Raw genomic sequence first — 22,147 nt, forward strand, 5'->3', positions numbered from 1 at the left:
GGTTTAATCTAAGCGACAAGCAATATCATTCAGTCATCATTTAATGAATGTTCATTATCTTAGTATTAAACAATATGGTCAGCCGATTGGTCCACCAAAGGCTCCTGGTTCCTCTATGTTTCCGTTATTGCAGCGGATGGCAGAGGGGACAGGAGCCTTTATGTATGTTACGGCAGTAATTGGCATGAGAAAGGAGCGGCATGGAACAGACGAACTGGGCTTTGTTAGAGGAAGCAGATTGGTATTTCCGCAGAACCGTCCGCAGATTCGTGAAGGAGCGGGACAAAATTTCGGTAGAAGGCATTTCATTACCCGGCTTGCTCATCCTGAATACGATCCTTCGCGAAGGGGAACAAAGACTTGGCGAACTAGCGGAACAACTCGATTTCACTTCCGGGGCGGTAACGGCATTATGCGACAAACTGGAGACTCATGGATTCGCGGTAAGACGGCGGAGTAAGACCGATCGAAGGTCGATCGTCTTGGAGATTACGGAGGCGGGACGAGAGATGCTGCAGCGGAATGAAAGCGTTGGGGCTTACATGATTGAATTCCTGTTCGGCTCTTTCGCGCAAGATGAGCTTCAGGCACAGATCCGCTTTTTTAAACAATTGAATGATCATCTGGAGGGGTTCGCCGACTCTGTGCTCCAACTGACGCCAACACCAACCGAACCAGCGGAGGTCGAGCAGCCATCGAATCCAAGTGCAAAGAAACGAACGAATCAATTCATCTCGTATTAACGAACGACTTTATTCATAACAGAGAGGGAGTAGAGAAGTATGGGGCACCCAACGATATTTCCAACAGGCACAACGGTATATAACCCTGAGAAAGCATGGAGCGGTTACACGATTTATCAGGCGGCGGAGACGGGCGCGCTGTTGATTGACATGAACGGCAGAGAGGTTCGCTTGTGGAAAGGGCTCCGGGGATTTCCGAACAAGCTCTTTCCGGGAGGATATGTCCTAGGCAGCACATCTGAGCGCGATCCGAAATACGGATTTCAGGATGAGACCAATCTTGTGCAGGTGGACTGGGACGGCAACATCGTCTGGAAATTCGACCGTTATGAGTACATAGAGGATCCCGGACATCCAGCCCAATGGATGGCACGCCAGCATCATGACTATCAGCGCGAGGGAAATCCCGTTGGTTATTATGTTCCGGGGCAGGACCCGAAGATAGACTCAGGCAACACGCTCATCCTGGCACATAAAAATGTCAGTCGCCCTGAAATATCCGACATTGAGCTGCTAGATGACACGATCATCGAAGTGGACTGGGAAGGAAACGTCATCTGGGAGTGGGCGGTCAGCGACCACTTTCATGAGCTAGGATTTGATGAGGATGCAAAGCAGGCATTGTCCCGTGATCCGAATACCCGTGGCTTCGGTGCCCACGCGGGGGATTGGATGCATATTAACTCAGCTTCGGTGCTCGGATCGAACAAATTCTATGATGCAGGCGACGAACGATTCCATCCCGATAATATTATCTGGGACGCACGAGAGACGAATATCATTGCCATCATTGATAAAAAAACGGGGAGCATCGTCTGGAAGCTTGGTCCCGACTATTCAACGGAAGAAACCAAGCATATCGGCTGGATCATCGGTCAGCATCATGCTCATCTCATACCGAGAGGTCTTCCCGGAGAAGGCAATATTCTGATCTTCGACAACGGTGGTTGGGGCGGATATGGGCGGCCGAATCCGGAATCGGAGGATGGACTCAAAATCGCCCGTCGCGACCATTCCCGCATTTTGGAGATTAACCCGGTCACCCTCGAGATTGAATGGCAGTATACTCCGACGGAGGCCGGTTTCCAGGCTCCGCTCGACTCCTATCGCTTCTACAGTCCGTATATCAGCTCGGCTCAGCGACTTCCCAACGGCAATACGCTGATCACCGAAGGGGCAGACGGCCGCATATTCGAAGTGACGCAAGCGCATGAGTTGGTGTGGGAATATATCTCTCCTTATAAGAACAGCCGCAACTCCAATATGGTGTATCGCGCTTACCGGGTTCCTTATGAGTGGGTGCCTCAGCTCGAACTGCCCGTGGAGACGGAAATTGTGCCGATCGATGTAGCCGATTACCGTCTTCCGGGCGCAGCTCCTCGAGGTGCCGTGACCAGTGTGGAAGTTGAAGGCACGATATCCTATGGCGAAGGCGCGCTGTGTGTTGCCAGAACAGACGAAACGGTGCAGAAAGAAAGGGATCGCGATGAATAGACGCCAACATATGTTGAAGCAATGGAATCTTCTGCTGCTCGGTACGGTTCTCGTCGTCAGCGTACTCGGCGGATGCGGCAAAGCCTCAGGCGAGCAGCAAGGAAGCCGACTTCAGCTTAAAATTGCCGATATTTCCACGAATACCGTATTTCAAGTAGCGAGTAACAAAGGATTCTTCGACAAGCATGGGATTGATGCCGAGTTAGTGAACTTTGCTACGCCGGCCGAAGGTGTGAACTCGTTATTTATCAAGCAGGTGGATGTGGCTTTCGGTGCTGATTTTCCACTGTTGAATGCGGTCAGCAAAGGCGATTATGCCATCTTCGCTTCATCCGGAACTGCGACGGATCTGAGTGCAAGCGAATGGAAGCTATTTGTCCGCAAAGAGATTGAGAGTGCTGCCGATCTTAAAGGGAAGAGGCTGAGTTTCTCAAGAGGCACGTTCGTACCATATCTGTGGGATGTTTATCTTGCTGAAAACGGGGTTTCATTATCCGATGTGGAGTTGATCGGGCAGGGAGGTTTTGACGAAGCTTACGTAGCGCTCAAAAAAGGCGAAATCGATGCTGCATGGGTATACGGCGCGGTGTTGAACGAGAAGTTTGGCGCGCTTGCCGAAGCCAAAGAGCTGTCGGACATGTCGAAGACGCCGGTACGGCTCGGTACAGGATTGATCGCAGCGAAGGAACTGCTGGACAGCAATAAGGAAGGTTTCGTACAGTTTCTAAAGGCACTGGATGAAGCGTCTGCATATGCTCAGGCAAATCCGGAGGAAACAGCGGACATCATGTACAAAGAAGTCAAGCAGCCAAAAGAAGCAACGCTAAAGGATCTGCCGAAGAATCCATGGAACCTTGGTTTTACGGATAAAGCTTATGCAGGGTTACAGGGTCAGAAGGATTATATGGTGGATAACGGGATCATAGAGAAGGATTTTGAACTGAACGATAAATTGAATTTGGATTTGGTCAGAGAAGCATTCCCGGACCGCGTAATCGATTTGAAGTAAGGAGATGAAGGCGATGAGAGCTGCGTCAAGCCAGAATGAAATCCACATTGAACGGTTGAACAAAAGCTATGCCCAGCCTGCGGCGGCAGGTGATGTGCACTATATTATCCAGGACGTCAATCTGGCTGTAAAGGGCGGAGAGTTCTTTGTTCTGCTAGGTCCGAGCGGATGCGGAAAGTCGACGCTGCTCAGTCTGATCGCGGGCTTTGTCTCCAAGACATCCGGTCAAGTTAAGGTCGGAGAGAAAGAGGTGGAACGTCCGGGCCAGGACCGAGCGGTCGTATTCCAACAGGCGGATTCCTCGTTGTTCCCGTGGCTGACCGTCAGAGAAAATGTAGAGTTCGGTCTCCGCATGAAACGAATTCCCGCGGCGAAGAGAAAGGAAATATCCGATCAATTCATCTCGCTTGTGGGCCTGGCCGGACATGAGAACAAATATCCAAGAGAGCTCTCCGGCGGGATGAAGCAGCGAGTGCAGCTTGCGCGCGTGTTATCTAACGATCCAGCCATTCTGCTCATGGATGAGCCGTTCGGCGCATTGGATGCCATGACACGTCGAACGATGCAGCGAGAGCTGGTGCGAATCTGGAAAGACACGGACAAAACCGTCATCTTCGTCACGCATGACATTCAAGAGGCGCTTCTGCTAGGTGGACGAATCGGCATCATGTCAGCAGGTCCCTCCTCCAAGATTACCGATATTTACGAGGTGCCGCTTACCTATCCGCGAGATATATCGGACCCGGCCTTCCACGCCTTGCATAACCAAATCCAATCGCATTTCGATGAATAGAAGGAAGGAGGAGAACTTATGGCCAATAAACTAAAAAAATGGTCGCTGCACATCCTGTTATGGATGGCCGGACTTGGGATATGGCAGCTGCTTGCACTGGCATACGGACCCGAAATCCTGCCAGGGCCGATCTATACCGCGAAAGGCGGATATGAATTGTTGACGGATGGCACGCTCCTTCAATATATCGGAATCAGCTCGTACCGGGTGCTGCTCGGGTGGACGCTGGGCAGCCTGATTGCGATCCCGGTCGGACTTATTATCGGAAAGGTTGGACCGATTCGGACCTTTGCCGAACCGTTTCTTAATTTTATCCGATTCATTCCGCCTATTGCATTCATCACGTTGTTCCTGGTCTGGTTTGGAATTGGGGAGACATCCAAAGTCATGCTCATTCTGTATGCAACTTTTTTTATAGTGGTACTTAACACCTTGACCGGAGTCTTGTCTGTGGAAGAAGACAAGATCCGTTCCGCCCGCAGCATGGGCGCTTCCGAGTGGCAGATTGTGCTCCATGTCATCATACCTGCGACGGTACCGTTTATGTTTACCGGAATCCGGCTTGCGATGGGAACATCGTTCATGGCCATCATCGGAGCGGAGATGATTGCTTCCAATGAAGGAGTAGGTTACCTGATCTGGAATTCGCGGTTGTTCTTCCGTACGGATTGGATCTTTGTCGGACTGATCTGCCTGGGACTAATGGGATTCCTGACAGACCGGGTGGTCGGATTGCTGGGTCGAAAGCTGCTGTCCCGATACGGGGTGGTCAGCACGAATTCGCTGCGCCGGTAAAAATATGGCATAGATCAAAAAAATAACGCACCCTCTAGTGGAGGGTGCGTTTATTACTGCTCAAAGGTGCTCACGATTGTCGGTATCTGTGCCAACCTGACTTGGGCGTCTTTACGGTGGGGTGAAGTCGTGTCAGCGATCATGGCGCGCTTATGGGTATGGACTATTCAAAGATTTTGGATAACTGCTCCTTCAGCTTATTAGCGGAGGCATGAAATTGAACCAGTTCTTCGTCATTAAACTCGAGGTTCAGAATTTCCCTCACCCCGGTGCGATCAACCACACAAGGAACACCTAAGTATACGTCAGATACGCCGTGGTATTCATTAAGCAGTGTCGACACATTGAGAACAGATGCTTCATTTTGCAATATGGAAACGATGATCCGGTCGAGCGCTAACGCAATGGCATAAGAGGTCGAACCTTTGGCGTTGATGATTTCATATGCTGCATTCTTGGTCCGGTCAAAGATATCATCCCTTTCATCATCCGACAGCTCGATGCCAATGCCGGCTATATTGGCAATGCTCCACAGTGGCAGCTCGGAATCACCATGTTCACCGACGATATGGGCGTGAATGCTGCGCGGATTAATCCCTTTGTTCTTGCCGATCAAATAGCGAAACCGGGCGCTGTCCAGTAGGGTTCCCGAACCGATAACCCGATTTACAGGGAAACCGCTCTTCTTCAGAGTAACGTAAGACAGAATATCCACTGGATTGGTAGCCACGAGTATGATGCCGTGATCATTGTATTTCACGATATTTTGGATAATGTCATCAAATATGGCTGTATTCCGCTTCAGCAAATCAATTCGAGTCTCGCCGGGTCTTTGGTTGGAGCCTGCTGCAATGACAATGATATCCGCATCCTTACAATCGCTGTAATCTCCAGCCCATAACTTGACCCCTCCTGCAAAAGGAAGACCATGGTTCATGTCCAAGGCTTCACCGAGAGCTTTATCGTGATTCGCATCGATTAACACCAACTCAGATACCCTTTCGCGTAAGAACAAAGTATACGCAGTCGTTGCGCCAACCGCCCCTGTACCGATGATAACCACTCGTGACGGTCGTTGAGTTTCGTTGTGTGCCATAGTTCGCATCTCTCCCTTGTCGTCAATTCAGATGAAAACTTATCATATGAAACTTCATAAACAAATGCTCGCTCAAGTATCCTCGGTAGTAATGATAACATAATCAGGAAGAATGAAGCAGCAGCCATTGCCATCTGATCGGGGATTTAACTTCCTAAATCTCTTTGACAATTGCTGGGTCGGCCACCACATGGAAGAGAACGGATCACTCAAGGGGTCACATCGAGGCATCAATCGTTACCGAGGACAGTGCTTGAAGATATTGAACATCAATGTTACGTTAGTTCATAAATTAATATATATAAGGAGAAATGAAGCATGGCAACTATAGATGATTTTACGAAATTGGATATACGGATTGGTACAGTTGTAGAGGCAGAGCCGTTTCTCAAGGCACGAGTACCTGCAATCAAGATGAAGATCGATTTTGGTCCGCTCGGAATCAAGCAAACCAGTGCGCAGATTACGAAACGCTATGATCCGGAAGCTCTTGTCGGCAGACAAGTAACGGCAATCGTTAATTTTCCACCCCGGCGGATCGCTGGCTTTGATTCGGAAGTGCTGGTACTTGGGGGAGTGCCGGAGCAGGGGGATGTGGTCCTGTTGAAGCCGGATGTAGAACTTCCTAACGGTACCCAAATATCGTGAGCGTTACATAATAAATCCCCTTCAATATGGCAAAAGGGGGATTTGCCGCTTTCATTTCGATCCTCCTTAATTCTTGTTCCGCGGATATACATCATGTAAAATCAAGGAAATGAGAAATTATGTATGTAATATCATTCTTTAGGGAGGCTCTTGAGCATGAAATCTGCTTTTTATGAGCGCGGTAACGGTCTTGGTTATATTGGGGTAGGTTACGTCGTTATGTTAGCCTTACAGTTCATTACATGTCATAAAATCAAGTTGGTTAATCAAGTGGTTATCAACATGCGCTCCCGCTATCTCAAGGAGAAAAACATCCATGTTTCTTAAGGAGTTAAGATGATATCAATCAAGCTTTCACAAGAGCTTGCCGATAAAGGAGCAACTTTTATGATCATATGGATTAACGGGGCGTTCGGCTCGGGCAAGACACAGTCCGCCTTCGAGCTTCAGCGGAGGCTTCCGAATTCCTTTGTATATGACCCGGAGAATGTAGGGTATTTCATTCGCGATAATATACCACCGGATGCTAAGCAGGGAGATTTTCAACACTATCCGATGTGGAGAGAATTTAATTATAAGATGCTCAAATACATGAATGATACGTCGGATCAGGTTATCATTGCCCCCATGACCGTGACAGACCCGGAATATTTTAAGGAGATTGTCGGAAAGCTGCGCGAAGATGGAATTGATGTGCGTTTTTTTACCTTGCGAGCTTCCAAGGAGATCTTGCTCCGGCGTCTTCGCAGCAGAGGTGAGGGGGCAGGATCATGGGCTGCACAGCAAATTGATCGTTGCATCAGCGGCTTTCGGCATGAGACATTCGAGCAATATATCGACACCGATGAACTATCGATTGATGAGGTTGTGGAGACGATTGCCAGACAGGCAGGGATCCAGCTTGCATCCGATCAACGCAGCCCTGCGCGAAAAAGATGGGATCGTATCAAAACGAAGTTCGCGCATGTAAGATTCTTTGGATAATAAGGTCTAATCAAAGGTGCGCGGAACTGAACTTAATTTTTAATGTTATTTGAGACGGCTTGCTTAACATAGCGAGTCGTCTTTTTTAAGTGTGAAATCAACAAAATTAAACTTGTCTAATTATATTGCCCTCGAGAAACACCGACGCAGTATGAACGAAGAATGCTTGTAAATACAGGAATTATAAGTTGAAGACATAAATGATTTCTGTTTGATGATATAAGTTTCATCAAATAATCATTGACAAATGGGCTGGAATGGATTATTTTTTGTACATAGCAATTAAAGTTGCGTTAGAGCAAAACTATTGGTCGATGGCAGGACGTGCTTTTTTAAACGGATGATTTCAATGGAAAAAAGTTAAACTAAAGATTAGAATTTGCAGGGGGAGAACGGGGATGGAGATGAAGAAACGTCAAAGCAGGAGTATATTAGGTACTCTAATTATTGCAATCAGTTTGGTCTTGTCTGCGTGCAATTCAAGTGAAGAGACGCCACAAGGATCAACTGGGGAACAAAGCACGGAGAAAATTCATGTCGTAACAACGATTGCTCAGATTTCTGAACCCGTGTCCGTCATTGGCGGGGATCGCGTGGACGTTCAAAGTCTGATGGGACCCGGTGTTGATCCGCACTTATACAATGCGACCCATGGAGATATTAAGAAATTGGACGAAAGTGATATTGTATTTTACAGCGGCCTGCATCTGGAAGGGAACATGACGGAAATATTCGAACAGATTGGCAAAAATAAACCAGTACTCGCCATTACCAGTTCGATCCCTGAGGATCAGTTGCTTGAGGATGAAGAATTAGCGATTGATCCGCATGTGTGGTTCGATATTGATCTGTGGAAGCAAGCACTGGAGTCTGCAACCGAAGAGTTGAAAAACTTCTCCCCGGAAGATGCAACTTATTTCGAGGAGAATAAACTGGAATACTTTAAGCAACTTGACGAATTGAAGGCCGATTCTACCGCGAAAATCGCTGAAATACCGGAAGAGAAGCGAGTCATTGTAACCGCGCATGATGCTTTTGGTTATTTTGGCCGGATGCACGGCATGGATGTCGTCGGACTCCAAGGATTAAGCACGGAAGATGAGATCGGGTTGTCCGATATTAATGAAACGATTCAAACGCTCTTAGAACATAACATTCCAGCTGTTTTTGTGGAGAGCAGCATCAATCCCGCTTCGATCAATGCTGTTATCGAGGGAGCTGCCAAGAAGGGCCTAAAGGTGAAACTGGGCGGAGAGTTATATTCGGATGCGATGGGCACAGCGGGAACGGATGAAGGAACCTACATCGGAATGTACCGTCATAACGTGGAGACGATCTATCATGCGCTAACAGGAAGTGGTGAGTAATATGTCTGTACTTCAGGTTAAAGATTTATCAGCATCCTATCGTAAAAACAAAGTGCTGCGCAGCGTCAATTTCCAGGTTGAACAAGGCTCTTTGACGAGCATTGTCGGACCTAACGGCGCAGGAAAGTCCACCTTGCTTAAGGTGATGTTGGAACTGCATCCGAAGCTGTCGGGGAACGTCTCGTTCTTCGGCTCCACGCTCGCAAAAACCAAGACACGTGTCGGTTATGTCCCGCAGCGCGGTTCTGTTGACTGGGATTTCCCGACCAACGCGCTGGATGTCGTCATGATGGGCTTATACGGTAGAGTGGGGTGGCTGAAATGGCCGAAGAAAAGCCACAAAGACCAAGCGATGGCATCACTTGAGCAGATGGGGATGGCGGATTACGCGAATCGACAGATCAGCCAGTTGTCTGGCGGACAGCAGCAGCGAGTCTTCCTCGCAAGAGCGCTGGTGCAAGATGCTGATCTGTATTTCATGGATGAACCGCTTGCGGGGGTCGATGCGGCAACCGAACGAGCCATCATGACAACATTGCATGATCTGAAACTATCCGGCAAAACCGTCATGGTCGTTCACCATGATCTGCAGACGGTGGAAGATTATTTCGACCATGTGCTTCTGCTGAACGGGACTGTGGTTGCGCATGGCAAGACTGAAGAGGTATTCACTAAAGATAATGTCTACCGCACGTATGGCGGTTCTCTTCGCTGGATGAAGGAGGCGTAACATGTGATGGAATCACTGTTTTCTCCGAATACCCAGTGGGTATTATTAAGTACATTAATTCTGGGGATGGCAGCCGGCATGATCGGCTGTCTGGCTTACTGGAAACGACAAAGTCTGATGAGCGATGCTTTATCACATGCTGCATTGCCCGGTGTGGTCGTAGCATTTGCGCTCACAGGAAGTAAGAATATGTTGGTCATGATCTTCGGCGCAGCTATTAGTGCCCTGATCGGAGCCTGGTTGATCCACTGGATTCGAACATCGAGCCGTATCAAGGAGGATACTGCAATGGGCATTATCCTGTCCGTCTTCTTCGGTTTCGGGATCATGATGCTGACCATCGTGAATCGGACGTCCGGCGGTAATCAGAGCGGACTCGATAATTTTATCTTCGGCCAAGCGGCGTCGATGGTACAAAAAGACGTAACGACGATGTTATCGCTAGCCATTCTTGTCATTATCGTAGTGACGATCGCTTTCAAAGAATGGAAGCTGTTTCTGTTCGATCCGGACTTCGCACGCGGACTCGGTCTCAGTAGCCGGCTTATGAACATGGTATATAATACAGTCTTGGTTCTTGTCATTGTTATTGGAATTCAAGCCGTTGGCGTGATTCTGATGGCAGCCTTATTAATTATTCCGGCAGTCAGCGCAAGGTACTGGACGAACTCGTTCAAGTGGATGGTCATACTTTCGGCTATTTTCGGCGGTGGTTCCGGATTCGCAGGAACTTTCATAAGTACACTCGGAAAAGGTTGGCCGACAGGTCCGTTCATCGTTGTTGCTTCATCCGTATTGTTCACCGTATCCCTCGTGTTTGGTTCACAAAAGGGGCTCTTAATTCAAGCGCTGCAATTACGCTCTCAGAAAAGAGCACAGGCTGAGACCGAACCCGGCTGGACGTCTTCACCGCCTGCCGTCAGGAAGGGGGAATAAAGAATGACCTATACAGGCTGGATTTTGCTTACCGCATCATTGGTTGGCTTATCGTGCGGGATCGTGGGCGTATTCCTAATTCTCCGCAGGATGGCAATGATGGCCGATGCGATATCGCATACGGTATTACTTGGTATTGTAGTTGCCTTTCTGATTACTAGGGAGCTCAGCGGCCCGCACATGTTGATCGGTGCCATTATCGCCGGATTGCTCACGGCCGTGTTAGTCCAATGGTTTCACTCGCGTGGGGTTCAGCAAGATGCATCCATCGGGGTGGTGTTCACTACGTTATTCGCCATCGGGGTTATCTTGATCGCCACACGGGTCGGTAATGCTCATCTGGATACGAAGCATGCGTTAATGGGCGAAATTACGTTCGTCCCATGGAATGTGATGCATGTTCCTTTACTTGGCGAAGTGCCGAAGGCAACCTTTATGTTGGGTGTGGTTCTGCTGATTGTAGTGATTGTGATTGCCTTCTTCTATAAGGAGTGGAAGATTACGTCCTTTGATCCGGCACTTGCGGCAAGTATCGGGATTCCTGTCGTATTGATGCACTATGTATTCATGTCGCTTGTATCGATCACGACCGTAGCTTCCTTCGACGCGGTCGGCGCGATTATGGTCGTTGCGATGTTGATCACACCTGCGGCAGCATCCTATCTATGGACTGACAAATTGTCCACGATGATTGTACTAAGTGGTGCGTTTGGAATTTTATCCGCATTTATGGGATACTACATCGCGGTATGGCTTGATACTTCAATCTCCGGTTCCATGGCATTTGCTACCGGTATTGTATTTATTGTAAGCTTTTTATGCTCTCCCAAGCATGGGGTGATCTCCCGATTTCTTCATAAATACAGCACCCATGGTGCGGAAGAGAATCAAGTCGATAGGGTATCCTAATGAAGCCATAATGTGAAGCAAGCCTGAGTAGCGTCTACTCAGGCTTTTTTGGTGTCGATTATGGTACAATTAGGCAAGTTGTAACAAAAGGGAGTGCGTACGATGCAGTTAGAATCAGCCAGATTAATTATCCGGGAATTCGGGAATCACGATTTTGATGGAGTTCACGCTTACGCTTCTGATCCCGAAGTAACCGAATTTACGATGTGGGGACCCAATACGAAGGAAGATACGTTGAAATTTCTCGAAGATATGATACAGATGCAAGAGGAGCGTCCTCGAACTGGTTATGAATTAGCCCTTGTGCTTAAGGATTCGGGTCAACTGATTGGGGGCGTTGGCCTTCATCAGATGAATCGAAACGCTGAGCTTGGGTACTGCCTGAACAAGAATTATTGGCGAAAAGGATACGCTTCTGAAGCAGCTAAAGCGTTGTGTCGCTTCGGATTTGAACAGCTTGATGTACACCGGATCTATGCTACTTGCCGACCAGGCAATATCGGTTCTGCAAGCGTTATGCGCAGTATCGGCATGAAGCAGGAGGGACATCTCAGGCAGCATCTTCATTATAAAGGCAGTTATCATGATTCCTATCTGTACTCCATATTGAAGGATGAGTTCACCATTAAGTCCTCTACGTAACGCTGACAGACGATAAAGGTAATTTGACAAGCATCACGAAAATCCTGTTGTTATGTGGGGGATTGGAGCATTTCAAGGAAGCGTTCGTGCAGAATCTGATATCGTTGCTCCCAACGGTTGCTCCATGCAAATTGTTGGTACTTCGGCTTAAGTGCGGCGTTCTCATCATCCAGTGCAGCCTCAATGGCTTGTATGAAAGATAGTGGCGAGCGGGCTAGTGAAATCACCTCGGCATCGGAATCGATGATTTCAGGAAGTTCCGCTGAGATGACAGGCACACCTAGGGCCATATATTCATACAATTGAACAGGATGGGCTGATTGCGTCTTTTCATTCAGTTTATAAGGCAGAAGGGCTGCTTGGAAAGCACGGAAGTATCCGGGAAGTTCATGATAAGGTTTATCTTCCAGAAGCCATACGTTCTCTGGTACATCCATCATTGCAGGACCCTCGGCTGTAATTGCGCCAATCCAGACAAAATTCCAGTCAGGCCTGAGCTCGGCCAACACTTTAATGAGCTCGTAGTCAACTTCGGTTGAAGGCGATCCATAACAGCCGATGACGGGTTCAGGAATAACTTCAAATTCGGGAGCGAGATCTGAATTGCTGGTGATGAAATGTTCGAGATCCACCCCATTGCGGACCATGAAGGTAGCTGGATTCATGCTGGAAGCTCTATCATACAATCGAGCCGATTCGGTGAGCACGAGATGGGCTGCTTGAAGAAGGAGTTCTTCTTGGTGTTGCTTGATCGGACAGTTGAGAGATTCCTGAAACTGGGCCAGCGTATGATCAAACACAAGCAGTTGTTGGTCTAGTTCGCATACCAGTGGAGACCAGAACGGGTCATCGACAATCGTAATCCATACGGAGCATTGGAATTTCGTAATGATGTACGCAATGGCCTCTTTCATGAGGAGTACATCCGTTTCAGTGAGATCTTCACCGCCATGTAAATCCAAAGGACGGTTTGCGCACAGTGTAACGATCCAGATGTTACGATCGATATTCTTGATCGTGATGTGTTGATCGAGTTCTTGACGCGCCGATTCATCATCACTCAGGTTGATAAACTCAGGTGCTACATAGAATACACGATGTCCTGCTTGCGCGAACTGCTCGCTGAATTGCTGTGGCCGCTGCCATCCCGATTGCCAATCGATGCGAGCGAGGCGGATCACATCATAGCAGAGTTTGCCTGGATTCTCCGTTAATGAATGATCGGAGAGCCTCGATACGTTTCGAGAATTCGGTTTTGAATGCTGATGCTGCCTTCGGTCCCAAATACGAGTAGCAGATCGTCGGCGTAGTATTGATTTTTGACGATTGGGCTTAGTACGTTTCAAGATGTGCCTCCTCTCGTAGAAGGTGTATTGTTGTATTACGATATGTAGGACCAATCAGATCTGCATGGGTACAACCCCATCAGCCAGTATACAGACTAACCATAAACGAGCCTGTTCATGGGAAAGGAGACGTGTTAATGAACCCGAACAATCTACGAATCATCGGACAAGCTGAACAATTTGCCCGGGAGTTCCATCAGGATGATGCGAGTGGGCATGACGAATGGCATATACTGCGGGTTGTCCGTTTCGCACGTGTCCTTGCTAAGCTGGAGGGAGCAGACCAATACATATGTGAGTTGGCAGCATGGCTACATGACGTTGCGGATGAGAAACTGAATGAATCGAAGGAAGCAGGCTGCGCACGGGTAGGCGAATGGTTAATCGCAGCAGGCACAGACAACCGTGACATAGAACATGTTCTGGAGATCATACGCACCATGTCTTTCTCCAGTGGAACGGCGAAGGGAATGCATACGCTCGAAGGACAAGTGGTTCAGGACGCGGACCGTCTGGATGCGATAGGAGCTATAGGCATTGCCCGAACCTTCGCATATGCAGGCTCTCGCGGACGAGAGATATATGACCCGGGTATAGCCGTCCGAGAACGGATGAGCAATCATGAATATCGGAGCGATAAGAGCACGACCATCAACCATTTCTATGAGAAGTTATTGAAGTTGAAGGATTTACTGAATACACAATCAGCTCGGCAATTAGCCATAGAGAAACATCGGAGTATGGAAGATTTTCTCGACAGGTTTGATCACGAGTGGAGCATTGGCAATGAGGCTTATCTTGCGGAATCGCTCTCTTATCGTGGCAAGGTTACGCGGGTCCATGTCGCCTTCGATCTATCCACGGCTGGTTCGATTGAGATCATGTTACGCTCCAAACCGGATGAGATCGTAATCTCACTCCCTGACGATCTTTCAGTTGGGCTGCTTCCAGATCATGATCAATACGCAGCTTCCTATGAACTGCGACGTAATTGGTTTACTGCGCATTATAGCCCTTCCAATCAAGCACGGCTGCAATCAGCATTGGTTCACTCTGCAGTGCAGTGGATGCTCTGGCCGCAGCAGCTCCTGGACCTGCCGTGTACGATCTGGGCAGGCGGTTCGGCACTGGAGCAGACGGGTCTGAGGAGACTACTCTCTCAAATTCCGAGTCATTCGGATATGGTTATCATAAATCCAACAGCGATCTTGCACGAGTTATATCCGACCATCACCTATAGAGGTACGTTTGAGATCGTACCCGAACAACTTGCCATCGCCATGGAGCGTTCCAGTCAAGAGAGGAAGTTGTCGCCAGATGAGATTGCGGGCTATTGTACAGACTGGAACCGACTGCGTGCGGAGAACGGGGTGCTGCGCGTGTTGGAACAGGGTGTGTTGCGAACGGTACCGGAATCGCATTATGATGCGATGATTATGGAAAGTGTGTATAGCGTGAAAGCCCGATCCGGAGAATTCAAGAGATCTTCGCGCGTCATCGGCGAAGTGATCGGACATCATGAACTTGGCGTCTCGGATGGATATATCGAATATCGCGTGCGCGAATTAATTAAGGCAAGCGTCCTGACTTATACGGGGGATCTGAGCGAGATGGCCAAGTACAGTGTATCGTTGACCGAAGCGGTGGATGAAGAATCGAAACGTGATGAGAAGCAGCGGCTCCAAGCCGTGAGGCTACAATCACTTATGCAGAATATGATGGATACTCATCTGACTGAGCGTGACATCATGGAAGAGCTTAAAGGTATGGGATTAACAGATGATATATGGGAATCTTATCATAATCATCACAAGCAGAGGGTTCTGCTACTTGATTCTCTTACGCGAATTTTAGGCGAGCAGGAACACAACTAGATATCGATAACAGAAAGTGGTGTAGTGATGTTATTTTATGAACAACAAATTGAGAGCATTCGATCCTTGGCGCTGGACATGGACAAGAGCAGACAGGTACCTCCTGAGGTATTGAATATTATATATGATCTCAGATTGTTTCACTTGTTCGTTCCGGATGAACTGGAAGGGAGAATGACAACGCTGCCCGATGCGGCAAGAATCTTCCAGGAAGCCTCCAGAGTGGACGGTAATTTGGGCTGGCTGGTTACGATCGGTGCAGGCGGAGGATTTTTTGCTGCCTTGATGAATCCAGACGTGAATCGGATGGTGTTCGCTCGACGTGAGGCGGTCATTGCAGGCAGCGGCATGCCAACGGGAACAGCGAAACGAGTAGATGGTGGATACCGAGTAAGTGGCAGTTGGAAATACTGCAGCGGATCGACCTATGCGACAACATTTACCGCCAATGCGGTTATAGAACGTAACGGTGTTATCGATAAGGAAGAACCGGAGATCCGCTCCTTCATCTTTCGTGCGGATGAGATACAGGTAGAGCCAGACTGGAATGCTTTTGGATTAAGAGCAACAGCCAGCCATACGATAACGGCTCATGATGTGATGATTCCGGAATCGATGTCTTTCTCACTGAATGAGATCAAGGGTTATCAGAGTGAACTCATCTACCAATATCCGTTCCTGCCATTTGCTCAAGTCTCATTTGCAGCTGTTGCAACGGGCATCGCGGAGCATCTCTTGGCCGCCGCCGAAAAGCTTGCTATCGAGCGAGGGAGTGCAGCTCATATCAGGGATACCATCACAAGTGCTTCAACAGCGCTGACGGCAGCAATAACGTCATATTATGCAGCGATTGAAGCTTCTTGGACAGAGCTGCAGGAGCGAGGTCAGTTGTCAGCTGAAACCGAAACCAAAGTTTCCTCCAGCAGTTTACATGCAGCCTCCGTAGCCCGTCATTGCGGCGAGCAGGTATTTCCACTGCTCGGTCTAAGCGCAGCGATGGAGGACAGTGAGGTGAATCGCTGCTGGCGTGATCTCCAGACAGCATGTTCACATTCATTGCTTAGGACTGAGCTATAGTTATTACATTTCAATAATACGTTGTCCCAAGGGATCCTTGATCTTGCAAGACAACCCATTCCTAAAAGTAGGCCAACCCGTTATTAAAGGTTGGCCTACTTTTATGGTCTTGCTTCTCGCGACAAATACAATTTTATTCACATGATTCCTCGAAGTCGTTTAATATCTTCTCTTGGCGGCAAGCCATACATGCGAGAATATTCACGACTGAATTGCGATGGACTCTCATAACCGACCTGGTATGCAACATCCGCGGCGTCAGTTGACTCCGACAATAATAATCGCCGGGCTTCCTGCAGTCGAAGTTGTTTTTGGAATTGAATCGGGCTCATGGCGGTAACTTCTTTAAAATGCCTATGCAGCGAAGCGACACTCATATTGACGGATTCCGCCAGCTTCTCGATTCTTAAAGAGTGTGTATAGTTAATCACTATTTGCTCGATTACGTGTCTGACGCGATTGGTGGAGCTTCCCTCAAATGCGATTTGCTCTAAAGTCCCTCCATGCTGTCCTTGCATAACCCTGTATAAAATCTCTTTCGTAATTAACGGTGCAAGTACCGGAATGTCTTGTTGATGATCAAGTAGCCGTGCTAAACGGATCACTGCATCGAGCATGGTTGGCTCGGTAGGACTAACATACAAGGCTCGCTTCGCGTTAACTTTTTTGCCAGTCTGACGATCTGTTGTTCCTATAACCTCCAGAATTTGCGATGGAGTAAATACCAGATTGATTGCCAGATAAGGCTCCTCGGAAGATGCCTCCACCACTCGGCTTGTAACAGGCAAGTCTACCGAAGCAACCAAATAATCGGTAGGGCTGTACCTATAGCGCTCCTGCGCCAGCCACACCTCCTTGGCGCCTTGAACAATCATGCAGATCGAAGGCTTATACACCGTATGGTTGGGCGGGGTAGTATGAGACCGGCGAATCACGTATAAAGATGGGATCGCTGTCGTATTAACACCTTCCTGCTCCGTATGACGATTGATGATCGCAGCGAGTTCTGCTTGCTGACGGTAGATGAGTTCGGACATAGGATCCTCCTGTTTAGCCATTTCTTATTACCATTATAATCGAAAAGGGTCAGTCGTACAGATGCCATGAGAGGATTAGGCAAACATCTGCGATGAATGGGATAACGGTGGCCTTGTTACTTATTGCATAATCAGATAAAACGCTGAGCTGATGTAAAGTGCAAGCCTTGTGTGGGCTAAGGAGGAGAATAGGATGTTGCAACGGATCAAAAATTTATTTGCCATTAAAGGTTATGGTTTATTCGTGATATGTATATTTTTGGTGGGCATAGGCATTTCGATTACACAGCCATACTTATCTTTGTACGCGACCGAAGATCTGGGAATGAGCGCAGGAGCGTTTGGCCTGTTTATTGGAATAAGTTCATTAAGCGGCGTTGTAGTCAATTCGTTCGTCGGGAAACGTTCAGATCATGGGCTAGATCGTAAAGTTCTGATTATAATTGCCTTGACATCATCAGCGCTAGGATATGCTTCATACCTAGTATTTGACAACTTCATCTCACTATTGATCGTTGTTACAATCTTTAGTGGCATCGGAGCTTCTGCGATGCCGCAAATTTATGCTTCGGCACAGGAGTCGGCCATTGCAAGCCGTACGAACGATCGAACTTTTGCAATGTCTGCATTACGTTCGCTCGTATCACTCGGATTCCTCATCGGGCCATTAATAGGTACCGTAATTTTAGGTGTGCTTGGTTATAAAGGGCTTTTTCTTGGAACAGCCGCGATCTTTTTTACGATTGCTTTTCTCATATTATTGTTCCTGCATCGAAAAAAGTCTTCTGTCCATGAACGAAAGCAAACTAGCAAGGCTAGCTCATCGATTCAGAACAAACGAATCCTGCTGCCACTCATCGCTCTTATCTTACTATTAGCGGTTCATGCTATGAATGGAATCATTACGCCACTATTCATCATCAATGAACTGCAAGGGACATTTGCAGATGTCGGATTCGTTGTTAGCGTCTCAGCGGGCCTGGAAATCCCCTTAATGTTGTTATTAGGCTCACTGGGAAGAAGAATCTCCAACCATTCCTTAATGATGATCGGATGCCTAGTGGGGCTTATGTATTACAGCATATTAAGTATTTCCACCGAATCATGGCAATTGATAGCTGCTCAGCTTCTGCAGGCTATCTATGTCGCGATCGTCATGGGGATTGGTCTTAGTTTCTTTACGGATTTATTACCTGATTCACCAGGCGTATCGACGACGCTTTATTACAACGGTTCGATCATTGGAAGACTGGTCGGCAATCTGGGCGGTGGCTTCATAGCTCAGTTTGTAGGATTTCGACATGTTTATATAGCATGTCTCGTCATCGTGATATTCTCGTTGTTCATCTTGTGGCGCAACAAGCCGGTGCCAGATAACCAAACCATTACACCATCTGTTTAATTGAATCAACGGCCTGGATGATCTATTGTGGATGAACCACATTAAATTGCTGTGTCACCACTCAATTCTTTTTTTAAATACAACAGATATTTCTTTATATATTGCTCAGGCTGATGACGCAGGTGTTCAATATCTAGCCTTTGCGGTATTTTTCCTGCCATATAAAAGATTCGCATAGCTGTACCAGTCCGGATCTCGTCCTCGGTGACCTTTTGTTGATAGCCGTTCATAAACGAGCCCCACAACTGTTCTACATTTCCTGCCGAGATCATGTGCAGTCTAGGAACTCCCATATCAAACGCACGATGGCCAAATCCGCATTCATCAAAATCTAATAAATGGAGGAGCCCATTCGAACGCAAGATATTACCGCTGTGCGCATCGCCGTGCAAAAAATGCAGTTCATCAGTCAACATATATTTCGAATATGCTTCAATTAAAGAATCAGACAGCGATTGGCACTGTTGTTTATCTTTGCGATCCAAGAATGGAGCTTCCAAGAGGCAGTGAAGAGATGCCTCAATGATATTCTGGTCATAACGCGGTCTGTTATATCCAATCCAATCCTTCGTTGAAGTTTGTAAGATGATATCGGACTTCTCATGCAGTAAGGCTAGAGTTCTTCCTAAATTATGGTAGTCTTGAAAGCTTGGAGAGTCGACAGACTCTCCAACAATATAATTAAATAAAGCGTAGTACTGGGTTCCAGTTGGAGTCGGGAAGATGGTCAAGTATAGTTGATCCTGATTCTTTAAAGGATGCGGTACATTCAAATAACAACCAAGTGCCTCTAACCATGTTATCTCGGCCATGATTTGAGCTTCGTTATATCGTCCCAATCTGTACTTCCTCAATATAAAAGAAGACGAATCTTTTTCAACAAGAAAAGTTGCATTTTCTCCTTGGTGCAGGATAGTAATTTCGAACGGTTCATGAAACGAATATGCTGTATCTAAAATACGTCTTTCCTCTTGGTACATAGAATAGCCTCCATAAAATAATTTGATACTAATCTAATTAGATGAATGATTAATTAAAAATATCATACATAATGGTTGCAAACAATTGGGAAAGAATAAAAAATAGAATCAACCTGTGCAGTCTGTGGATTAGCATTTATAGTATAATGATTACTTCTATAGAGATGGAGAGGAAGAGAGGGAGTATATGCCGACTATACTGGTTGCTGACGATGACGCGAACATTCGCGAGCTTGTCTGTTTGTTTTTGCGTAACGATGGATATACAACGGTGGAAGCTGCGGATGGCAGGGAAGCTTTGACCGTCTACGGCTCAACGCATGTCGATCTGGTTGTGCTTGATATCATGATGCCGATAATGGATGGGTGGACGTTATGCAAGGAGCTTCGAAGAGCGAATCCGGATCTTCCGCTACTTATGTTGACTGCCAGAGGCGAGACATGGGAGAAAGTCAAAGGATTCGAATTGGGAACGGATGATTACTTGACAAAACCTTTCGATCCGCTGGAGCTTACGGTTCGTGTCCGGGCATTACTGAAACGCTATAAAATTGGTTTTACGCAGATGATACAGTTCGGCAACGTCACCCTCGATCGGCAGACTTATAAGGTAATGAGAGGGAAAGAGTCGCTCACGTTGCCACTCAAAGAGTTCGAATTGCTATACAAGCTTGCTGGAACACCAGGACAAGTCTACACGCGTGAGCAATTGATCGATCAGATTTGGGGTATAGATTATGCCGGAGATGATCGAACGATAGATGTACATATAAGACGGCTGCGTGAGCGGTTTGCGACCACGCCAGATTTTCGCATTGAAACGGTGCGCGGGCTTGGGTATCGGCTTGAGATTTACGAATGATCAGATCCTTGTATATTCGGGTTGTCCTGACCTTTCTAGTGTCCGTCATTGCGGGCACGATCATTGCATTTATGGTTTCCACGTGGGGATATAAAGAACAGTTTAACGAGAATGCCCAGATCAATCTGCGGAACTTTGGCGAAGATGTCGTCCATCTATACAAGAATCTGCCATTACGTGAAGCAGATTATTTCGTAAGTGAAATGCAGCAGCTTGAGTCATATCACATTCGAATTTACGAAGCCACAGGCCAGTTTCAGTCTTACGGAAAGCTGGATGGACATAAACCGGCCGCAGTGACGATGGAGCAAGTGAATAAGGTGCTCGATGGAGGAGTTATTCAAGACACACCGAATGGTATCGCCAAAGTTCTCTTAGGGCTTCCATTGGAGACGGAGATGGGCATGAAAGCAATGTTTTTGGAAATGCTAGCCCCGCCATCATCGTCTTTTGTCATCAAGTGGGCATGGATTTTTGCCTCCTATTCATTGATTGCAGGCAGTATATTGATTCTGGTTGCTTCGATTTTTCTGGTAAGACCGATCAAGAAGCTGACCAAAGCAACTAAACGGATTGCAGCCGGGGATTTCAGCGTCAAGCTAAATATTAAGCAGACGAACGAGTTGGGCACGTTGGCTCGGAGTTTTGAGGACATGATGCACGAACTGCAGCAACTTGAGCACATGCGCCGGGAATTTGTGAGCAACGTTTCTCATGAGGTCCAGTCCCCGCTCACGTCAATATCCGGCTATGCACTAGCACTCAAACAAGTCGATCTCACCGACGTTGAACGAAGTCGCTATCTGGACATCATCATTGCTGAAGCGAATCGAATGTCCAAAATGAGCGATAGTCTGCTCAAACTGAGCTTGCTTGAATCTCAGTCACAGCAACTGCAGCTCGTCACATTCAGCCTGGATGAACAAATCAGGAGGGTCATTGTAGCACTCCAACCACAATGGTCTGCCCGCAGTATCCATTTTGAGCTTGAGTTAGAGAGTGTTAGAGTGACGGCAGATCATGACCAACTTAATCAGGTCTGGACGAATATTCTCGGCAACAGCATTAAGTTCTCCGAGGTTGGGGGCGTGATCAAGGTTAGACTGAAACAGGAAATCAGAAGAGTAACCGTTCAAATTGCTGATACGGGCGTTGGTATTCCATTGGAGGATCAAAAACGAATATTTGAACGATTCTTCAAATCCGATCGCTCTCACAGTCGCCAATATGACGGCAGCGGTATGGGACTCGCCATCGTTAAACAGATCGTCGCGCTGCATCAAGGTGAAATCCGAGTGGAAAGCGAGCCAGGCCTGGGCACCACCGTTATTGTTAACTTGCCGATCACGATACCAACCATTTCGTCGGACGAATAGGCGTTCGAATCTGTTCATATTCCGTTCATATTGTCGTCATAGGGAGT

The 22,147-nt window shown here is 47.5% G+C and carries 22 protein-coding genes; 18 read left to right on the forward strand and 4 right to left on the reverse strand.

From position 1 onward, the window contains the following. Window positions 1-200 precede the first annotated feature (200 nt). From JCM10914_RS22535 to JCM10914_RS22555, 5 genes are read left to right on the forward strand one after another with little or no spacing between them, the layout of a single operon-like run. The gene (locus JCM10914_RS22535) at window positions 201-743 is read left to right on the forward strand and encodes a MarR family winged helix-turn-helix transcriptional regulator (RefSeq protein ID WP_023965027.1); all 543 of its coding nucleotides are present in this window, start codon (window positions 201-203) and stop codon (window positions 741-743) included. Window positions 744-782: 39 nt separating this feature from the next. Continuing rightward, on the forward strand, window positions 783-2,237 hold the full coding sequence (locus JCM10914_RS22540; RefSeq protein WP_023965029.1) for an aryl-sulfate sulfotransferase: 1,455 nt from the start codon (window positions 783-785) through the stop codon (window positions 2,235-2,237). Further along, a complete protein-coding gene (locus JCM10914_RS22545) occupies window positions 2,230-3,246 on the forward strand; it encodes an ABC transporter substrate-binding protein (protein WP_036719629.1) in 1,017 nt (338 codons plus the stop codon). The genes JCM10914_RS22540 and JCM10914_RS22545 overlap by 8 nt, the downstream gene beginning before the upstream one ends. A 13-nt stretch (window positions 3,247-3,259) precedes the next feature. Further along, window positions 3,260-4,039 carry an ABC transporter ATP-binding protein gene (locus tag JCM10914_RS22550; RefSeq protein WP_023965033.1) on the forward strand — a complete coding sequence of 260 codons (780 nt, stop codon included), beginning with the start codon at window positions 3,260-3,262 and terminating at the stop codon, window positions 4,037-4,039. An 18-nt stretch (window positions 4,040-4,057) separates the two neighbouring features. Continuing rightward, window positions 4,058-4,834: an ABC transporter permease gene (locus JCM10914_RS22555; RefSeq protein ID WP_023965035.1), complete on the forward strand. Its 777-nt coding sequence runs from the start codon at window positions 4,058-4,060 to the stop codon at window positions 4,832-4,834. Window positions 4,835-4,997: 163 nt separating this feature from the next. Here the strand turns inward: JCM10914_RS22555 and JCM10914_RS22560 are convergent, their stop codons facing one another. Beyond that, window positions 4,998-5,930: an L-lactate dehydrogenase gene (locus JCM10914_RS22560; protein ID WP_023965037.1), complete on the reverse strand. Its 933-nt coding sequence runs from the start codon at window positions 5,928-5,930 to the stop codon at window positions 4,998-5,000. Between the two features lie 318 nt (window positions 5,931-6,248). Here JCM10914_RS22560 and csaA point away from each other — a divergent pair, with 318 nt between their 5' ends. The 8 genes from csaA (at window position 6,249) to JCM10914_RS22595 (ending at window position 12,146) form a co-directional block, all read left to right on the forward strand. Next, window positions 6,249-6,578: a chaperone CsaA gene (csaA, locus tag JCM10914_RS22565; protein WP_023965039.1), complete on the forward strand. Its 330-nt coding sequence runs from the start codon at window positions 6,249-6,251 to the stop codon at window positions 6,576-6,578. A gap of 156 nt (window positions 6,579-6,734) precedes the next feature. Continuing rightward, entirely contained in the window at window positions 6,735-6,905 is a 171-nt protein-coding gene (locus tag JCM10914_RS29035) for a hypothetical protein (protein WP_023965041.1), read from the forward strand. A 60-nt stretch (window positions 6,906-6,965) separates the two neighbouring features. Beyond that, complete coding sequence (locus JCM10914_RS22570) at window positions 6,966-7,562, forward strand: AAA family ATPase (protein WP_036719666.1); 597 nt, start codon at window positions 6,966-6,968, stop codon at window positions 7,560-7,562. 404 nt (window positions 7,563-7,966) lie between these two features. Beyond that, window positions 7,967-8,929: a metal ABC transporter solute-binding protein, Zn/Mn family gene (locus tag JCM10914_RS22575; RefSeq protein ID WP_081739878.1), complete on the forward strand. Its 963-nt coding sequence runs from the start codon at window positions 7,967-7,969 to the stop codon at window positions 8,927-8,929. 1 nt (window position 8,930) lies between these two features. Then, window positions 8,931-9,659, forward strand: a complete 729-nt coding sequence (locus JCM10914_RS22580; RefSeq protein WP_023965047.1) for a metal ABC transporter ATP-binding protein — start codon at window positions 8,931-8,933, stop codon at window positions 9,657-9,659. A gap of 3 nt (window positions 9,660-9,662) precedes the next feature. Then, the gene (locus JCM10914_RS22585; RefSeq protein ID WP_023965049.1) at window positions 9,663-10,595 is read left to right on the forward strand and encodes a metal ABC transporter permease; all 933 of its coding nucleotides are present in this window, start codon (window positions 9,663-9,665) and stop codon (window positions 10,593-10,595) included. A 3-nt stretch (window positions 10,596-10,598) separates the two neighbouring features. Continuing rightward, window positions 10,599-11,504, forward strand: coding sequence for a metal ABC transporter permease (locus JCM10914_RS22590; RefSeq protein ID WP_023965051.1), 906 nt, complete (start codon window positions 10,599-10,601; stop codon window positions 11,502-11,504). Between the two features lie 102 nt (window positions 11,505-11,606). Then, window positions 11,607-12,146 carry a GNAT family N-acetyltransferase gene (locus JCM10914_RS22595; protein ID WP_023965053.1) on the forward strand — a complete coding sequence of 180 codons (540 nt, stop codon included), beginning with the start codon at window positions 11,607-11,609 and terminating at the stop codon, window positions 12,144-12,146. A gap of 50 nt (window positions 12,147-12,196) precedes the next feature. Here JCM10914_RS22595 and JCM10914_RS22600 read toward each other — a convergent pair whose 3' ends face one another. Then, on the reverse strand, window positions 12,197-13,492 hold the full coding sequence (locus JCM10914_RS22600) for a glycosyltransferase (RefSeq protein WP_148300246.1): 1,296 nt from the start codon (window positions 13,490-13,492) through the stop codon (window positions 12,197-12,199). Window positions 13,493-13,629: 137 nt separating this feature from the next. On the opposite strand from JCM10914_RS22600, the gene JCM10914_RS22605 reads away from it, so the two are divergent. Next, window positions 13,630-15,366: a DUF3658 domain-containing protein gene (locus JCM10914_RS22605; protein ID WP_023965057.1), complete on the forward strand. Its 1,737-nt coding sequence runs from the start codon at window positions 13,630-13,632 to the stop codon at window positions 15,364-15,366. Window positions 15,367-15,393: 27 nt separating this feature from the next. Beyond that, window positions 15,394-16,443 carry an acyl-CoA dehydrogenase-like protein gene (locus JCM10914_RS22610; RefSeq protein WP_023965059.1) on the forward strand — a complete coding sequence of 350 codons (1,050 nt, stop codon included), beginning with the start codon at window positions 15,394-15,396 and terminating at the stop codon, window positions 16,441-16,443. A gap of 137 nt (window positions 16,444-16,580) precedes the next feature. Here the strand turns inward: JCM10914_RS22610 and JCM10914_RS22615 are convergent, their stop codons facing one another. Continuing rightward, window positions 16,581-17,480: an AraC family transcriptional regulator gene (locus JCM10914_RS22615; RefSeq protein WP_023965061.1), complete on the reverse strand. Its 900-nt coding sequence runs from the start codon at window positions 17,478-17,480 to the stop codon at window positions 16,581-16,583. A gap of 193 nt (window positions 17,481-17,673) precedes the next feature. Between JCM10914_RS22615 and JCM10914_RS22620 the strand changes: the two genes are divergently transcribed. Beyond that, entirely contained in the window at window positions 17,674-18,882 is a 1,209-nt protein-coding gene (locus tag JCM10914_RS22620) for a sugar efflux transporter (RefSeq protein WP_023965063.1), read from the forward strand. Window positions 18,883-18,923: 41 nt separating this feature from the next. On the opposite strand, the gene JCM10914_RS22625 is transcribed toward JCM10914_RS22620, so the two are convergent. Then, entirely contained in the window at window positions 18,924-19,862 is a 939-nt protein-coding gene (locus JCM10914_RS22625; protein WP_023965065.1) for a phosphotransferase enzyme family protein, read from the reverse strand. A 187-nt stretch (window positions 19,863-20,049) separates the two neighbouring features. Here JCM10914_RS22625 and JCM10914_RS22630 point away from each other — a divergent pair, with 187 nt between their 5' ends. Then, window positions 20,050-20,724, forward strand: coding sequence for a response regulator transcription factor (locus tag JCM10914_RS22630; protein WP_023965067.1), 675 nt, complete (start codon window positions 20,050-20,052; stop codon window positions 20,722-20,724). After that, window positions 20,721-22,100 (forward strand): cell wall metabolism sensor histidine kinase WalK, encoded by a 1,380-nt coding sequence (locus tag JCM10914_RS22635; protein WP_023965069.1) that lies wholly within the window; start codon window positions 20,721-20,723, stop codon window positions 22,098-22,100. Before JCM10914_RS22630 ends, JCM10914_RS22635 begins: the two co-directional genes overlap by 4 nt. The last annotated feature ends 47 nt before the right edge of the window (window positions 22,101-22,147 follow it).

It is taken from the genome of Paenibacillus sp. JCM 10914 (assembly GCF_001315105.1).
In the GTDB taxonomy this organism is placed as follows: Bacteria; Bacillota; Bacilli; order Paenibacillales; family Paenibacillaceae; genus Paenibacillus_AQ.

Bases quoted from the DNA above. Each gene is read 5' to 3' on its own strand.
- JCM10914_RS22535 (WP_023965027.1), top strand. From the start codon at position 201: ATGGAACAGACGAACTGGGCTTTGTTAGAGGAAGCAGATTGGTATTTC.
- JCM10914_RS22540 (WP_023965029.1), top strand. From the start codon at position 783: ATGGGGCACCCAACGATATTTCCAACAGGCACAACGGTATATAACCCT.
- JCM10914_RS22545 (WP_036719629.1), top strand. From the start codon at position 2,230: ATGAATAGACGCCAACATATGTTGAAGCAATGGAATCTTCTGCTGCTC.
- JCM10914_RS22550 (WP_023965033.1), top strand. From the start codon at position 3,260: ATGAGAGCTGCGTCAAGCCAGAATGAAATCCACATTGAACGGTTGAAC.
- JCM10914_RS22555 (WP_023965035.1), top strand. From the start codon at position 4,058: ATGGCCAATAAACTAAAAAAATGGTCGCTGCACATCCTGTTATGGATG.
- JCM10914_RS22560 (WP_023965037.1), bottom strand. From the start codon at position 5,930: ATGGCACACAACGAAACTCAACGACCGTCACGAGTGGTTATCATCGGT.
- csaA (WP_023965039.1), top strand. From the start codon at position 6,249: ATGGCAACTATAGATGATTTTACGAAATTGGATATACGGATTGGTACA.
- JCM10914_RS29035 (WP_023965041.1), top strand. From the start codon at position 6,735: ATGAAATCTGCTTTTTATGAGCGCGGTAACGGTCTTGGTTATATTGGG.
- JCM10914_RS22570 (WP_036719666.1), top strand. From the start codon at position 6,966: ATGATCATATGGATTAACGGGGCGTTCGGCTCGGGCAAGACACAGTCC.
- JCM10914_RS22575 (WP_081739878.1), top strand. From the start codon at position 7,967: ATGAAGAAACGTCAAAGCAGGAGTATATTAGGTACTCTAATTATTGCA.
- JCM10914_RS22580 (WP_023965047.1), top strand. From the start codon at position 8,931: ATGTCTGTACTTCAGGTTAAAGATTTATCAGCATCCTATCGTAAAAAC.
- JCM10914_RS22590 (WP_023965051.1), top strand. From the start codon at position 10,599: ATGACCTATACAGGCTGGATTTTGCTTACCGCATCATTGGTTGGCTTA.
- JCM10914_RS22595 (WP_023965053.1), top strand. From the start codon at position 11,607: ATGCAGTTAGAATCAGCCAGATTAATTATCCGGGAATTCGGGAATCAC.
- JCM10914_RS22605 (WP_023965057.1), top strand. From the start codon at position 13,630: ATGAACCCGAACAATCTACGAATCATCGGACAAGCTGAACAATTTGCC.
- JCM10914_RS22610 (WP_023965059.1), top strand. From the start codon at position 15,394: ATGTTATTTTATGAACAACAAATTGAGAGCATTCGATCCTTGGCGCTG.
- JCM10914_RS22615 (WP_023965061.1), bottom strand. From the start codon at position 17,480: ATGTCCGAACTCATCTACCGTCAGCAAGCAGAACTCGCTGCGATCATC.
- JCM10914_RS22620 (WP_023965063.1), top strand. From the start codon at position 17,674: ATGTTGCAACGGATCAAAAATTTATTTGCCATTAAAGGTTATGGTTTA.
- JCM10914_RS22625 (WP_023965065.1), bottom strand. From the start codon at position 19,862: ATGTACCAAGAGGAAAGACGTATTTTAGATACAGCATATTCGTTTCAT.
- JCM10914_RS22630 (WP_023965067.1), top strand. From the start codon at position 20,050: ATGCCGACTATACTGGTTGCTGACGATGACGCGAACATTCGCGAGCTT.
- JCM10914_RS22635 (WP_023965069.1), top strand. From the start codon at position 20,721: ATGATCAGATCCTTGTATATTCGGGTTGTCCTGACCTTTCTAGTGTCC.